The sequence below is a fragment of the Ruegeria sp. CDSC081 genome, assembly GCF_059610485.1.
Genome location: NZ_JBXWNS010000008.1, coordinates 147706 through 161893 on the forward strand (window position 1 = coordinate 147706; position 14188 = coordinate 161893).

The 14188-nt window shown below is 58.0% G+C and carries 14 protein-coding genes; 7 read left to right on the plus strand and 7 right to left on the minus strand.

Going from position 1 to position 14188, the window contains the following annotated elements:
* Positions 1-14: 14 nt before the first annotated feature.
* Positions 15-740: an SDR family NAD(P)-dependent oxidoreductase gene (locus tag AC2FH9_RS15725; protein WP_142638532.1), complete on the minus strand. Its 726-nt coding sequence runs from the start codon at positions 738-740 to the stop codon at positions 15-17.
* 177 nt (positions 741-917) lie between these two features.
* Here AC2FH9_RS15725 and AC2FH9_RS15730 point away from each other — a divergent pair, with 177 nt between their 5' ends.
* Genes AC2FH9_RS15730 through AC2FH9_RS15750 form a run of 5 tightly spaced genes read left to right on the plus strand, consistent with a single transcriptional unit; the run spans position 918 to position 5124 of the window.
* Complete coding sequence (locus AC2FH9_RS15730) at positions 918-2252, plus strand: NAD(P)/FAD-dependent oxidoreductase (protein ID WP_142638530.1); 1335 nt, start codon at positions 918-920, stop codon at positions 2250-2252.
* A complete protein-coding gene (locus AC2FH9_RS15735; protein ID WP_246097258.1) occupies positions 2203-2748 on the plus strand; it encodes a hypothetical protein in 546 nt (181 codons plus the stop codon). The genes AC2FH9_RS15730 and AC2FH9_RS15735 overlap by 50 nt, the downstream gene beginning before the upstream one ends.
* Positions 2748-3971: an MFS transporter gene (locus AC2FH9_RS15740; RefSeq protein ID WP_496750676.1), complete on the plus strand. Its 1224-nt coding sequence runs from the start codon at positions 2748-2750 to the stop codon at positions 3969-3971. Before AC2FH9_RS15735 ends, AC2FH9_RS15740 begins: the two co-directional genes overlap by 1 nt.
* A complete protein-coding gene (locus AC2FH9_RS15745) occupies positions 3968-4585 on the plus strand; it encodes a DUF3833 domain-containing protein (RefSeq protein ID WP_496692817.1) in 618 nt (205 codons plus the stop codon). Before AC2FH9_RS15740 ends, AC2FH9_RS15745 begins: the two co-directional genes overlap by 4 nt.
* A complete protein-coding gene (locus AC2FH9_RS15750) occupies positions 4582-5124 on the plus strand; it encodes a DUF3833 domain-containing protein (protein WP_496697927.1) in 543 nt (180 codons plus the stop codon). The genes AC2FH9_RS15745 and AC2FH9_RS15750 overlap by 4 nt, the downstream gene beginning before the upstream one ends.
* Before the next feature lie 60 nt (positions 5125-5184).
* On the opposite strand, the gene AC2FH9_RS15755 is transcribed toward AC2FH9_RS15750, so the two are convergent.
* The 6 genes from AC2FH9_RS15755 to AC2FH9_RS15780 form a co-directional block, all read right to left on the minus strand.
* On the minus strand, positions 5185-6192 hold the full coding sequence (locus AC2FH9_RS15755) for a porin (RefSeq protein WP_496678480.1): 1008 nt from the start codon (positions 6190-6192) through the stop codon (positions 5185-5187).
* 442 nt (positions 6193-6634) lie between these two features.
* On the minus strand, positions 6635-7762 hold the full coding sequence (locus tag AC2FH9_RS15760; RefSeq protein WP_496872165.1) for an energy transducer TonB family protein: 1128 nt from the start codon (positions 7760-7762) through the stop codon (positions 6635-6637).
* Positions 7759-8136: an ExbD/TolR family protein gene (locus AC2FH9_RS15765; protein WP_496678484.1), complete on the minus strand. Its 378-nt coding sequence runs from the start codon at positions 8134-8136 to the stop codon at positions 7759-7761. The genes AC2FH9_RS15760 and AC2FH9_RS15765 overlap by 4 nt, the downstream gene beginning before the upstream one ends.
* 4 nt (positions 8137-8140) lie before the next feature.
* Positions 8141-8506, minus strand: a complete 366-nt coding sequence (locus AC2FH9_RS15770; protein WP_496697935.1) for a biopolymer transporter ExbD — start codon at positions 8504-8506, stop codon at positions 8141-8143.
* Positions 8499-9164 (minus strand): MotA/TolQ/ExbB proton channel family protein, encoded by a 666-nt coding sequence (locus tag AC2FH9_RS15775; protein WP_496697937.1) that lies wholly within the window; start codon positions 9162-9164, stop codon positions 8499-8501. Before AC2FH9_RS15775 ends, AC2FH9_RS15770 begins: the two co-directional genes overlap by 8 nt.
* Positions 9161-9595, minus strand: coding sequence for a hypothetical protein (locus AC2FH9_RS15780; protein ID WP_496697939.1), 435 nt, complete (start codon positions 9593-9595; stop codon positions 9161-9163). The genes AC2FH9_RS15775 and AC2FH9_RS15780 overlap by 4 nt, the downstream gene beginning before the upstream one ends.
* A 448-nt stretch (positions 9596-10043) precedes the next feature.
* Between AC2FH9_RS15780 and AC2FH9_RS15785 the strand changes: the two genes are divergently transcribed.
* Both AC2FH9_RS15785 and AC2FH9_RS15790 read left to right on the plus strand, forming a co-directional pair.
* Positions 10044-13247, plus strand: coding sequence for an adenylate/guanylate cyclase domain-containing protein (locus tag AC2FH9_RS15785; protein WP_496872168.1), 3204 nt, complete (start codon positions 10044-10046; stop codon positions 13245-13247).
* Between the two features lie 53 nt (positions 13248-13300).
* Positions 13301-14182: an encapsulin gene (locus AC2FH9_RS15790; RefSeq protein WP_496697942.1), complete on the plus strand. Its 882-nt coding sequence runs from the start codon at positions 13301-13303 to the stop codon at positions 14180-14182.
* Positions 14183-14188: the final 6 nt, after the last annotated feature.

Genomic DNA, 14188 nt, shown 5'->3' on the forward strand with positions numbered 1-14188 from the left:
CCCAATGTTAGGGCCTATCTTCCGCGATATATCACCCAATCCGGCAAATAGCCTACAAGGCGGATCAGCCATGAAAACGGCGCTGGGAAGTCTGTGCGGAATCTGTGGCGGGACATTGCCCGAACCACATGCTGGGCCGCGCCCTGAGGCGTCATCAGCATCGGCATCCGGAAACTGTTCTTTTCGGTCAGGCGAGTCTTGATGAAGCCGGGATTTACGATCCGAACCGTGACGCCCGAACCCGCCAGATCATGCCGCATGGTTTCTGCCAGTGAAATCAAAGCCGCCTTGCTGGCACCATACCCGACTGCAGATGGCAGGCCATGATAGCCGGACAGCGACCCGATCAGCGTGATCTCCCCTTGCCCGGCCTTAACAAACCCAGGAAGTATTTCGCCCAGAACCCGCAAAGCGCCCTGAAAATTCACATCGGACATCCGAAGAGCAGCCTCAGTGTTCCACTCAGTGCTGCGCATCGGGTCATAAGCTCCGGCATTATAGATAAGGCCATCCACTTTTCCGGCAGCGGAAGCGGCACGTCGAACAGAGTCTAAATCAGCGACATCGCAACGAATGGCTTTTGAATTTGGCAGAATGCTGCAGATTTCATCCAGGCGTTTCGCGTTTCGCGCCGACAGGATCACCCGGGCGCCGCGATTGCTTAGAGCTTGCGCCAATGCACGACCCAGACCTTCGCTTGCGCCAACTATCCAATAAGTTTTCCCGTCAAAGCTGTTCATGCCGACCATTTCTGAATTGTGTTATTTCAATACGGTTACACGGCCAGTTTGGATCACCTTCGGTTGCTCGCGGTGAGGCCGCTAAATTGCAGCCGCACCTGAAAACCCATGTCTTGAATGATCCAATCCTGCCCCTACTGCGTATTCAATATCAAAACGTCACGTAACGAGGCTATCATGTTCGACGAAACCCAAAGGGGCAGGAAAAAAATCGCCATAGTTGGCGCAGGCATTTCAGGCCTTTCAGCGGCTTATTATCTTTCCGAAAACAATGACGTGACACTCTTTGAGGCTGAACCCAGGCTTGGCGGGCATGCCCGCACGGTCATGGCGGGCAAAAATGGCGATCAACCCGTCGATACCGGTTTTATCGTCTTCAACTATGCCACCTACCCTTACCTGACACGGTTGTTCGATACGCTGAACGTGCCTGTCGAAAAATCCGAGATGAGCTTTGGTGCGACCATCGACAACGGGCGCATCGAATACGGGCTGAACAACCTGCGCACTCTTACGGCGCAGAAACGCAACCTTGCGCGGCCGGCCTATTACAAGATGATCGCCGACATCCTGCGTTTTGGCAGAGAGGCCCCGGACGCAGCCAAGGACGATGACACAACGATCGGAGAGCTGGTTGATCAGCTGCGGTTGGGGCACTGGTTTCGGCACAATTACCTTATGCCCATGTGCGGGGCGATCTGGTCGACCCCGGTTGAATTTGTGGATCAATTCCCAGCGCGGTCGCTGGTGCAGTTCTTTCGCAATCACGCTCTGCTGGCCAATGGCCGCGCCAATCAGCACCAATGGTACACGGTCAAGGGCGGCAGCATTGAATATGTCCGCCGGATTGACGCCACCCTGCGTGCCCGCGGGGCCGAAATACGTCTGGCCAGCCCCGTTCAGAGGGTGCAGCGCAATGAGATAGGCGTGACCGTTCACAGCCAAGGCCAGTCGGATCAGTATGATGAGATCATTCTGGCCACCCACTCGGATCAATCCCTTGCCATTCTGGGCCAGGATGCCACCCCAGCCGAAGCAGCCGCGCTTGGCGCGATCCAGTATCAGCCCAACACGGCCATCCTGCATTGCGATCCGTCGCAGATGCCCAAACGCCGGGCCTGTTGGTCCAGCTGGACCTATCGCTCGCAGGCCGGGAATGTCGGGGTGACCTACTGGATGAACAGGCTGCAGAATATTCCCGACAGTGACCCGCTGTTTGTGACGCTGAACGCCTCATCCGAGATCGCCGCCGACAAGATCTATGATCAGGTCGAATTCGCCCATCCGGTTTTTGACAAGGCCGCACTTTGGGCACAGGGGCAAATCCGCGAGATGCAGGGACAGAACCGCACCTGGTTTGCGGGCGCCTATAACCGGCACGGGTTTCACGAAGACGGGATTGCCAGCGCCATGCATGTCGTCGAGCGGATCGCTGGCGGCCCGCAAACCATCGGAGCAGACAATGGCACCCCCGAACAGATCGCGGCCATCCCTGTTGCGGCCGATCTCTGAGCTGATGCGCCCGGCCATTCTGGCGCTGGCGATGGTGCTGCCCTGCGGTTTAGCGGCGTCACCTTTGGCTGAACGGTTGGACGATCCAAAAGTTCTGGGCAGCTCTACGTTCCGGTTCCTGGGTTTGCCGGTTTACGATGCCAGGCTTTATACGCCCGGCGGCGCACCGTTTGACTGGAATCAAGAGTTCGGACTGAAACTGACATACCGCAAATCCATCGCGCAGAAGGCTCTGATCAAGTCGACGCTTGGCGAAATGGTGCGACAGGGCAACCCGCCTCCAACCGCCGATCAGTTGCAGGCCTGTTTTCAGGCCGTCAGCAAAGGCGACAGCTATCTTGCAATCCCGGAGGGTCCGGACAAGATCGGGTTCTGGCGCAATGGCAGCAGAACCTGCACCTTGTCGAGCCCGGGCATCACGCGCGCATTCATGTCGATCTTTCTTGGCAGCAACACTAGATCGGCCAACTTTACCCGGCAGTTGAAGGGTCAGTGATGCTGTATCCCCGGGTCAGTCTCTATGCGTTGATGCTCGCCGCTGCAGGCATCCCGCTTTACATTCACCTGCCGCGTTTTGCGGCGGTCAATCTGGGCATTGGCCTTGGGGTGATCGGCGCCGTCCTGTTGCTGATCCGTTTGGTTGACCTTGTGCAGGATCCCCTGATTGGCTGGGCGATTGACCGGTGGCCTGGTGGCCAGCTTTTGTTTGCTGCCCTCGCCGCACTTGGGCTGGCGGTTGGCTTCCCGCTGCTGTTCACTCTGTCTGAGGGCGCGTCCGTTGCCAGTTTGGTGGCCATCCTTATCCTGCTGTTTTCAGCCTACAGCCTGGGAACCATCCTGCTCTATGGCCGCAGCGCCACGTTGGCCAAAACGCCCACCCCGTCCGAGCTGATGACACTCGCCGCCTATCGCGAGGGCGGGCAGCTAACCGGCGTGATACTTGCCGCAAGTGCCCCCGCGCTGTTTGTAGCCATTGGCGCGCAGGCGCAGGGCTATCCTGCGTTCGGGCTGTTTTTGGGCCTCATCGCCATTCTGGCCCTTGCCCTAACTATCCCGATCTGGCGGCGCGCGCCGATCACCGGACAGGCCCTGACCTTTGCAGGGCTGGGCGATGCCGGAGCCTTACGCCTGCTGGTTCTGGCGCTGATCAACAGCTTGCCGGTCGCCATCACCTCGACCCTGTTTCTATTCTTTGTCGAAGACCGGCTGCAACTGCCGGGCATGGCAGGACCGCTGTTGATCTTGTTCTTCCTCAGCGCGGGGGCAAGCGTGCCCCTTTGGGCGCGACTCAGCAATCGAATTGGCCCGAAACAGACCCTAATGATCGCCATGCCGCTGTCGATTGCGGCCTTTGTCAGCGCCGCGACGCTGTCAACCGGCAGCCTAGCCGGGTTCGCCCTGATCTGCATTGCATCGGGCGCCGCACTTGGGGCGGATATGGTGGTGCTGCCGGCCATGTTCTCGGTCGCTCTGACACGCGCAGGTCTGAACGCATCCGCCGCATTCGGCATCTGGTCATTCGCGGGCAAGCTGGGGCTGGCCCTGGCGGCCTTTTTCACCCTGCCATTGCTGGAACGCAGCGGATTCACTCCGGGACAGGCAAATTCAGCCGAGGCGCTGCAAACGCTCAACCTCGCCTATGCCATTTTGCCCTGCATCCTGAAACTCGGCGCGTTTGGAATGGTCCTGACGCTGCCAACTGAGGTCTCAGCCAAATGAAACTACTTGCTATAGCCCTGCTCATCATCTTCGCCCTGTCCATTGCAAAGGGGCGCTATCTTAGCTTTCGGGCCCAATCGCCTGAGGATTACAGCGGTACCGGCCCCGCCTTTGAGATGAAGGAAAACCTGAACGGGGAGATCCTGTCCGAAGGGCTGATCTATGGCCCCGACGGTAAGATGTCGAACAGCTTTGTCGCCCGTATGGTCGGGGAATGGGACGGCAACACAGGCACCCTGACCGAGAATTTCACCTATTCCAACGGCAAGAAGATGGCCCGCAAATGGTATCTGACTCTGGGCACAGGAAACACATTCATTGCGACAGCAGATGACATCGTGGGCGAAGGGCGCGGCACGGTCTCGGGCTCGACCGTAAAGCTGACCTACAAGATCATCCTGCCCGAGGACGCAGGGGGACACACGCTGGACGTAACCGACTGGATGTACCTGACGGAAAGTGGCGTGATCATGAACCGGTCCGAGATGCGAAAGTTCGGCATCAAAGTCGCCGAGCTGATAGCCACCATGCGCCCGGCGCCCTCCACCAAATCGGCCTATCTGGACCGGGCGAATGGCCATGACACCGCCGCTGAAACACGGGTGCTGCAATGAAACCACGTCGTGTTTTCATCGCTGGCCTTGCTGTTCTGGGGCTGACCGTTCTGGCTGCCTGCTCCGCGAAACCCCGAACCCCCAAGACCTTTTTGTCCGATCGGCAGTTGAACCTGGAAGAGTTCTTTGAGGGTCAGACTGTGGCCTATGGTCAATTTCAGGATGTTCTGGGCAATGTGCCACGCCGGTTCACTGTTGATATCAATGGTACATGGGATGGCGAGACGCTGACCCTGATCGAGGATTTCGTCTATGACGACGGCGCAACCGAGCAGCGCGTCTGGACCCTGACCAAAACCGGCAAGGATAGCTGGACCGGCACAGCCCCCGGCGTGCTGGGCACCGCCAGCGGGATCGAGCGTGGCGATACGTTCAACTGGACCTACAAGATCGACCTGCCCGTCAAGGATGGGACCATGCGGGTCGATTTCGATGACTGGATGTGGATGCTGAGCGATGACCGGCTGCTGAACCGGGCCTATGTCTCGCGCTATGGCATCCGGCTGGGTGAGGTCATTTTGTTCTTTGAAAAGAAATAGTCAGACAGAAAAAGGGCGAACCCAAAGGCCCGCCCTTAGATCAATCTGGTTCAGATCAGCTTAGAAGTTGAACTGAGCACCAAAGTCGGCACGGATCTTGCCGTCGTCGTCGCCGTCTTTGATCTCGCCAACTGCACCACGCAGCGATACACCGCCGCCCAGGTCATAGATGGCGCCAACACCGATGTTGCGGGTGTCGTCGTCAGCCGAACCGTCACCGTAAACCAGCTGCAGCGTGGTTGCCGCACCCAGATCATAGGCGACCGAGAAACCATAAGCGGTGCCGTCTTCGGCGTCGTTGTTGACGTCATCGTCAGCCACGAACAGGGTGCCGTAGAAATCGCCCAGTTCTGCACCCAGGGTCAGAACAGTCAGGCTTTCCTTGTCAACGCCTGCACCTTCATCAGTTTCACCATATGCCAGCGAGGCGGTGAAGTTATTGAAGGTGTAAGATGCGCTTACGTCCCAGCGGTCACGGTCGTCAGTGATGCCTGCGCCCAGGAATTTCGTGTCCTGGTCATAGGATGCCGAGAATGCCAGATCGCCAACGGTGTAGCGGAAGAACACAGCATTCGCGCCCGTGCCGGTTGAGCTGTATTCCAGGAAGGAATAGTTCACGCCCGAATACTGACCCAGGAATTCTTCCAGGCCCGGCTCGGTACCGAAGTAGTCATCCAGGTTGTCGAACGAACCCGAAACGTTACCGGCGTCAACACGCAGGCCGCCATAGATAACCGAGAAACGGGCGCCATTCAGGCCAGCTTCGTTCTGCTCGCCGGTGCTTGAATCGTCATCCGCCTGCAGACGAACACGGCCCTGGAATTCAACGCCGCCATCTGTTTCGGCACTGGCGTCGATGTTCAGACGAAAACGCGACACCAAAATGGTATCGTCGGTCGAGGCGTTGTTTGAATTGACCGCACCAGACGCGGTCGTTGTGGTGGTGGTTGCTGAACGGTCTTCTTCATAGCCCAGACCAAAGCGGCCATAGCCGCTGAATTTGACTTCCGCGGCAGCAACACTGGCGGTTGCAATCAGCGCGGTCGATGCGATGAGTACGTTTTTCATGGTTAATCCATAAGTTTTGAGAGGAGTAGTGCCACCGAAGCGGCGGCTAAATTGGTCGAATAATTTCAGCATGGGCACAATAGCGAGACGGGATTTTCCACGCCCTCTGCCTGCGACGGTGTTGCCACTTTGCACCGGGCAAAAAGGCCGCAGGGCGCAGATATTCAAGCTTTTCGAGCACTTTGTTCGCTCATTGGAAACGTTACAAAAATTTGAACGCAAAAAAGCCAGACCACCTCTTTAAACCGGGAATTATTGACAGGTCGCACGATTCAGGGATTCTCGGTCCCTACCCCTGTTGTGACTGCAGCCCAATTTCAGGTGAGTCGCAATCTGAGAGTCCGCATTCCGGGAATTGCCACGCCCAAGAGCACGCCCATTCACACGGCATAATGCCCAGCCGCGCCTCGGGTCGGATGCGATCCTGCTACGGCACCATATACTAGTTGCTGTTATAGAAAAATGACAGGCTGCGGCTGACACCGCCAGGGGGCAACGGGAAAGGCGACGCCGCGCGAACCTGCGCCTTGGCAGCACGGTCGACTTCGGGGGATCCAGAGCTGTCGACCACATCGACAAAGGCCAAGGTGCCATCCGGGTTGATCTGAAAAAAGACCTGAGCGAAACCGCGCGCCGAAACATAGACCAAAGGCGCCCGGTTCAGATGCATGAGCACACGGCCAGCATAGTTGGTTTTGGTGGAATTGCCTGGCCCCCTTCCCCCTGAACCGGCACTGGTGTTGCCGCGTGTGAACGGGTCAATTCCCGCGCGTTTGTACTGCGACAGCGGGGATTCGACTTCTTTCTCTGGGAACCGCAGATCACTGAAATCGTTGGAGCCCGGCAAGACGCCCTGCGGTTTGGAACTAGGCCGTTGATCCGGTAGCTTCGGACGCACCGAAGAGGTCAGTGCCGTCTCTGTCTCTTCCTCCGCCTCAGGTTCGGGTTCGGGCTCGACAAGTGGGATGTCGACGTCGGGAATGTCAGCTATCAGCGGTATGTCGGGAACCGGCGATGGCTCGGGCGTGGGAACTTCGGCCGGGGCCGGGTCAACCGCTGCCTGTTCTTCGGCTTGCACCGGGCTGGCCTCGGGCACTCCTTCGGGTGTTTCGGCCTGCTCACTGGGTTCGGCCAGAGGCGTGGCATCCGTGTCTTGGCTGGCGGCCTCATTCGTCTCCGAAGGTGTCTCAGACTCGGTTTCAGACGGCTCAACCGTTTCCGTCACCACGGGGCGCACAATTTCGGATTTGCCCAGATCGGGTGAAGGGACCTGCTGAGGGTTATCAGAGGCGACCAATGCTTCGCTGACCGGCACTTCTTCGGGTTCCGGTTCGGGCGCCAGCGGCTCTTCCGGTTCCAGTTCGGATTCTGGGGCAGGCTCGGGCTCAACCGGGTCCGCAACGACATCGGCAATCTCTTCGAACTCATTGCCCAGCGCGATGGCATCGGCCGAGCCTGCGGGTTCTGCGGTTTCCGTCAGATGGGGCGCCGTCACGCTCAACCCGACTAAGTGAATTAACAGGGACACCAGGACCGCAATAGTCGCAATGACAACCGAGCGTCTGATCATTCCAGCGCCTTTTCGGTCACGACAAAGACTGAGGTTGCCCCCAGCCGCCGCAAAGTGCCGGTCACCTCGATCAGGCGGTGGCCCGGTGCTTCACGGTCGGGCACGATGCGCACCGGCGCGGGGTCGCGGCCGGTCATATAGGCTTCGGGGGTCATCGGCTGGCCCCGAAAGCTGAGCAATCCGTTCTTGTGCAGAACCAACGCGTCGGGGGGCTCACTGCCCTCCAGTTCCGACGTATCCACAAGTTGCAGATCCGGATCCAGCGGCGGCGCTATCGTTCCGGTGATCAAAAAGAAGATCAGCATCAGAAACACGACATTGATCAAAGCAATGGTCGAATCGCGTTTGCGGCGGGGTCGAAGATTGCGGATCATCGCCTCACTCCAGCACCAGAACGCTCAACCCGTCACGGCCACGCAACCGCACCAGCAGATCCACCAGCCTTTGCGAAGTTGTATCCGGGTCAAGGCTGACCAATACCTGCCCGGTATCTACCTGCGCGACCAACTCGTCCAGTGTGACCGGCACGCCGTTCAGGATCAGGCGTTCCGACCCCAGCTGGAGAAATACCCGCTGACCCGTAACTTCGTCGGCAGAGGCGCCACCGGTGGCGCTGCTTAACTCGATCTCGGCATATTTCGAGAATGTCGAGGTCAGCATGAAGAAGAGCAACAAGAGGAATATGATGTCGATGAGCGGCGTCATCGACATTGGCCGTCGCACAAATGGTGCAGAATTACGCATGATCTGCTGTCGTTGGGACAGCGGCCACCTGGGCAGAGTCTGACGATCCCCGCCCCGGAACAAGAACGGTCCTCAAGGCCTTGTCGGCAAAAACCCGTTCGCGCGCAGTGCGACTTTCGAACCAGGACAGAACCATCGAGGTCGGCATCGCCACGGCCAGACCAACCGCTGTGGTGACCAGCGCTACCCAGATACCGCCCGCAAGCAGCGAGGGATCAACCGACGATCCGGCAGTCTGAAGGCTCTGGAACGCTTCGATCATGCCAAGGACGGTGCCGAACAGGCCCAGCAGAGGCGCCAGCTGTGCCACGGTGTCCAGCAGGCGAAAGCCGCGTTCAAGGCCCGCCAAGGCCAACCCGGCCTCGGCATCCAGCCTTTGGTCCAACCCAGGCATGATGGGCGCATCCATGGCAGTGCTGACCAGCGGCGCAAGATAGCTGCGGCTTTCTGCCAGCTTGGCCCTTGCGGCTTGCGTGTCACCGGCATCCCAGGCCGCAAGCGCCTGGGACAGGATCTTGTGCCGACCGACACCGGAAACGGTGAACTGCCAAAGCTTGTACAGCGTGACGGCCAGCGTCACGATCGACATGGCGATCAGGACCGCAACCACTGGCCCGCCAAGGGCAACAATTTCACGCAAAGCATCAAGCGGGCTCATCTGAGAAACTCCACATCTGTTCGGTTGTTTAGCGTAAGGGCTTCGTCGCAAAGATCGCTTTCGGCGCCTTCGACCGTACATGTATTGGATCCGTTGATCAGAATCCGGCCAACATCGCCGCAGCTCATGTCCGCGATGCTGAACTGCCGCACCCGCAGACGTCCCGCAGGAATATCGCGGAAATTATACAACGACAGGCTGACAACATTGCCCTCCGCGTTAAAGATAACGGTTTCAAAATTGGCGGCCTCAATCTCGGCACCGGTCTGATTTTGCAACAGAAATGACAGTCGGCAGTTGCCATCGACCTGTTGCAGATTGTTCAGTTCCATCAACAGCCCAGCGCTTGGGTCCTCGGCGGATTGCGCAAGGGACATGGTTGGAATGCCAAGACAAAGGATCGCTAGTTTCGCCAGGCGGAAAGACGTCACAGGTATTCTCCCGGTAATTCAATGAAGACATCGAAGGCCGGCGTTTCGGTGCTGGCGCGTTATTCTTTTATCCAAGAGCTATGGCCCGCGAAAGGGCTCGCGACGCATTTGTGACCAACCGGCATATTTACGGCCATCCGGTCAGGCCACTGGTTTCCGGCCGGATTAACCTGAACCCCTGAGGCCTTGTACCTGGTGCCAATTAACCTCGGACCGACCGAAATTGCCTCTGAGTGGTGCGACCACACCGGGCTGGTTCCGATTTGACAACAAAACCATTCATTTGGGAGGCTTGACCGCAATATCATAGCAATTCGGCCCGACATCTGCCACACTTGTTACCAAATTGGTCTGATACCACGTCAATCTTTTGGATTCGGCGCGATATTGACGCGAATGAGGCATGCAACGATGTGCCGAAGAAGTACCAGGGGGCAAGCGCTGATCAATGACGACTGTCATCGGGAAATCCACACGCCTTTCAACTATTCTGCAAAACGCCGATCTACATGACTTCAGCGCGCGGTTTCTCGAAGAGGGGATAGACGACGTAATATTGGACGAATTGACAGACCCGGAACTTCGAGATCTGGGTTTGACTGTCGGTCAAAGGAAACGTTTTCGGCAAACACAGGCAGAACTGAAGCTTCAGGAAGCGTCCGACAGACCCGCAATGTCCCGCGTGGCCGAACGGCGACAGCTGACGCTTGTATTCTGCGATCTGGTCGGGTCCACGCAATTAGCACAGCGGCATGATCCGGAAGAGCTGATGCAGATCATGAATCTGTATCTGGACACCGCCATCGGCACGATGAAACAACACGGATGCCACCTGGCTTATAAGCAGGGCGATGGCATCATGATGTATTTCGGATATCCGAAAGCCACTGAAGATGATACCGAGCGCGCGGTGCGTGCGGTTTTGGAAACCATCGAAGCGGTTCAGAATCTGGAAAACAAGTTCGGTGAAAACCTGGACCTGCGCGCGGGAATTGCAACCGGAGTTGTCGTTGTCGGGGTTGTTTCCTCTGCCAGCCTGGGAACACAGGATTTCATTGTTGGCGAAACGGCCAACCTTGCCTCACGCCTTCAGGGATTGGCCAATCCCGGTGAAGTTGTCGTCTCGTCCGAGACATGGCGCCTGACAAAAGGGGCCTTCAACTTTGAACCGCGCGGCAATCACGAATTGAAGGGATTTGATGGTGAGCTCTCGGTCTTCCGCGTTATTGACGAAAAGATCGCCGCCAGCCGGTTCGACGCGCGCACCGGCAAGTCGACGGTCAAATTGGTTGCCCGCGAAGACGACCTGACCAGCCTGACAGGGCTTTGGGATCATGTGCTGCGCGGATCGGGTCAGGTTGCGCTGGTTGGTGGCCCGGCCGGTATCGGGAAATCGCGCCTGATCAATTCCCTCAGCAAAACGCTGGGACAAAGGCCTATGACCCTGCAATGTGTCCCGCATCTTGCCAGTTTGCCCCTGCACCCGCTACGTGCCGAGCTTCGACGGTTTGCAGGGGATGAGACTGATACCGACAAGGTAACCGAGTCGATCAGGAAATACGCGAAAAACGCCTCTCGTTTGACCGAAGAAGATGCTGCGCTGCTTTTGGATTTGGCCGGGTTTGAAACCGACGCTCCGGTCGAACCCGATCCGATCAAGAAAGCCCGCAAATCTTTGGACTTGCTGATCCGCTGTGCCGGGAGCATCTGCGATGAACGCGGGTCATTGCTGTTGGTATTCGAAGATGTGCACTGGGCGGACGCAACCACGCTGGATGCCTTGGACGCGCTGATCGACGCCTTGGACCAATTGCCCATCCTTGTGGTTCTGACGCACCGCCCTGAATACGAGCCTCCGGAACATTTTGAAGGCCGCGCGTCAATCGTCGAATTGACACCTCTTTCGGTTCTCGAAGCGTCTGAACTGGTGCGCCGTGTTGCCGTACCGCGCAGCCTGCCGGTCACTTTGGTCAGACAGATTGTCGAAAAAGCCGATGGTGTACCGCTTTATATCGAAGAAATGACCAAGGCGGTTCTGGATCAACTGCCGCAGGACGTGCCCATCGACGCCGGGGTAATGGGAACCCTCAGTATCCCCGCAACTCTTCATGACTCGCTGATGTCGCGGCTGGACCGGATGGAAAATGCGCGACCTGTAGCGCAGTTGGGATCCGTGATTGGCCGCAGCTTCACGTCGGCGATGATCCATGCGGTAGCGCCCAAGGAAACGGATGTGGAATCGGCATTGATCCAACTGATCGGTGCAGGTCTGGTATCCATCACCAGCGAAGCCGGGGCGCCGACTTACACGTTCCACCATGCGCTGGTGCAGGACACAGCGTACCAGTCGCTTTTACTTGAAGACCGGGAACAGATTCACCTGAAAATCGCCAAAGAATTGCTGGCCGGTCACAAGGCTTTTGGTAACCCGACACCGGATACCGTGGCGCATCACTGCGATCTAGGCGGTCTTAAGGGCGAGGCTGTTACCCACTGGGTTCTGGCGGGTGAACAGGCCCTCAGCCGTCTTGCGAACCTACCGGCGATTGCCGCTTTTCAGGCCGCATTGCGCAATATCGAAACGATGCCCGGCGGTCCCGAACGAGATGGGGTAGAGCTTGGCGTTCAGATGAATGTGTTGCCTGCATTCATGGCGATACACGGTTGGTCATCCACACAGGTTGGGCAGACCGCAGCCCGTGCGATGCATCTTGCACAGGCGCTGGGTGCGGGCGAAACCCTGTTTGCCGCGACCTTCTGCCGATGGACGCATTTCTTTGTGTCGGGCCAGATGAACCGCGCACTTGAGATGGCGAAGGCCCTTGACGGCATGGCCAGCCTTGCACCGGATCCGGTTACAAACGTCCTTGCTGCTCGAGCGCTCAGCTATACTCATTATTTCCGCGGCGAGTTCGCCGATTGCGAAAGACAGCTTGAACGGGGCCTTGCCCTGATCACGCCCGAGCTTGACATGGCCATGATGCCGATGACCCAGTCCTCGACCAGCGCGTCGTTCTTTGCCATTCAGGGCTGTCTTCTGTGGCAGCTTGGCAAATTCGACGAGGCCGAAGAGGCCCGCCTGAAGTCGATCGAAATCAGCAAGCCGTTCGAACACGCCCCCAACCTTGTCTACATTATGGGCGCGTCGTCGATGTTCCTTCCGTATGCGGGCGAATGGGACTTGCTGGACGATACGATGAACGAAGCGCGTCGGATCGCGGACGAGGAAGGGTTCCTGTATCTTCACGCAATGCAGGATATCTATCTGGGTCTAGCTCAGGCGGGCAAAGGTGACGTGATCGGGGGGGCTGCTCGTGTCGGGACCTATATGGACCTTGTGTCCCAGGCTGGCGGCAACTTTACCTTCCCGCAAAACCAGATTGTCCTGTCCGAGCTGTTGATAGATCAGGGTCATATCGAGGATGCCCTGAACCGGCTTGAATATGTTTGCACGCCCGGGTGGGAGCGTGGAGAGATGTTGAACAAGCCGGAATATCACCGTGTGCGCGCCAAAGCATTGGCCGCCCGTGGCGACCTTGACCAAGCTGTCACCGAGGCAAATCAAGCCCTGCAGCTTGCACGTGACATCGGGGCAGTTGTTCAAGAGAAACGCGCTCTGGATTGCCTGAACAAATTTGCTAAAACGTTATGAAATTAGATAGCTGCCAGATTTAACCGCGCAGTGCCATCCAGAAGGGGGAGACGATGACCGAAGCACTTGAATTGGACCAGCAGCAGTGGGACGCCGTGAACAAGGCCGTCCACGATGAAGCGTTGCGCGCGCGTATTGCTGCCAGTTTTCTGCCGCTCTACGGCCCGCTACCGGCTGATACCCAATCGGTTCCTCTGAACAAGCTTGAACTGGTTCCCGAAGCGACCGGTCCAAAGATGCGCTTTGGCGTGAATGATTTTGATACGACGCGGCTGTCGACAGTGTCCGTGAACGTCCATGTCAAAGGCGCACAGCTTGCAGATCCCGAACTGGCCGCCGCGCTGATCATGTTCCGCCGGGCGGCTGCCATTGTCGCACGGGTCGAGGATGAGATCATTTTTAACGGTCAGGCCGGCACTGGTGAAGGCCCCCAACCCGCGCCCGGCGCACCCGTCACGCTGCCCCCGGTCTATACCGTCAGCGGTGGTGGAAAATACGAAGGCCTGCTGGAAGCGGGGGAGGCACAACCCATTTCCGGCGGTTCCAAGAAAAAGCCTACCGGCCCCGAGGTTTTCGAGGCCGTGGTTGCCGGGATCAGCCAGCTGGAATCCCTGGGACATCTTGGGCCCTATGCCTGTGTGATGGGTAACGGCCTGTTCCAGGCGGTCACGACACCGATGGAAAACTCGATGGTCCTGCCCCGCGACAGCATTCTGCCATTTCTGGACGGGCCGCTGCTGCGGTCTGGCGCATTTCCAGTGAACAAGGCCGTGCTGGTGTCTTTGCAGGGCGCACCGGTTGAGATTGTTGTGCCTTCTGACATTGCTGTCAAATATCTGCAGACCTCGGCAGATGGCGATCATATCTTCCGCGTTCAGCAGAAGTTCCGCCTCAGGATCAAAGAAGCTCAGGCTATCTCGACCATCACGTGCTGACCGGCG